General features: G+C 31.7%; 1 protein-coding gene and 1 pseudogene. Both read left to right on the top strand.

Annotation, left to right across the window (positions count from 1 at the left end; all coding sequences use genetic code 11):
• Positions 1–179: pseudogene (ppnK, locus tag IDG60_RS27930) on the top strand (NAD kinase); the annotation flags it as partial.
• The coding region (locus IDG60_RS27935; RefSeq protein WP_206161032.1) for a pseudouridine synthase at positions 176–732 on the top strand (557 nt) is incomplete at its 3' end. The pseudogene ppnK and the gene IDG60_RS27935, both read left to right, overlap by 4 nt.

Raw genomic sequence — 732 nt, forward strand, 5'->3', positions numbered from 1 at the left:
CACCAGTTAATCATGATACCATTAGAATGACGATAGATCATGTTAGTATCAAACATAAAAATGTTAATTCAATACAATACCGTGTAGCAAATGAAAAAGTGAGGTTTGCACGTTTTAGACCATTCCCATTCTGGAAACGTGTACACGATTCTTTCATATCAAGTGATGAAGAACGATGAAATTTAAGTATCATATATCACAACAGGAAACTGTTAAAACTTTTTTAGCACGACATGATTTTTCTAAGAAGACAGTGAGCGCCATTAAAAATAATGGCGCTTTAATTGTTAATGATGAACCAGTCACAGTGCGTAAGCAATTAATGCCAAATGATATATTAGAAATTCATTTACCACGAGAAATACCGAGTGTTAATTTAATACCTTATGCTCGTAAGCTAGAAGTATTGTATGAAGATGCTTTTATCATCATAGTTACTAAACCAAACAATCAAAATTGTACACCTTCGAGAGAACATCCTCATGAAAGTTTAATCGAACAAGTACTATATCATTGTCAGGAAAATGGTGAAAATATTAACCCACATATTGTTACGCGTCTAGATCGTAATACAACTGGTATTGTGATATTCGCTAAATATGGATATATCCATCATTTATTTTCTAAAGTAAACTTGAAAAAAATATATACTTGCCTTGTATATGGCAAAACCCATACATCTGGTATTATTGAAGCTAATATTAGACGGTCAAAGGATAGTATTATAACTAG

This window comes from Staphylococcus sp. EG-SA-2, assembly GCF_017152085.1.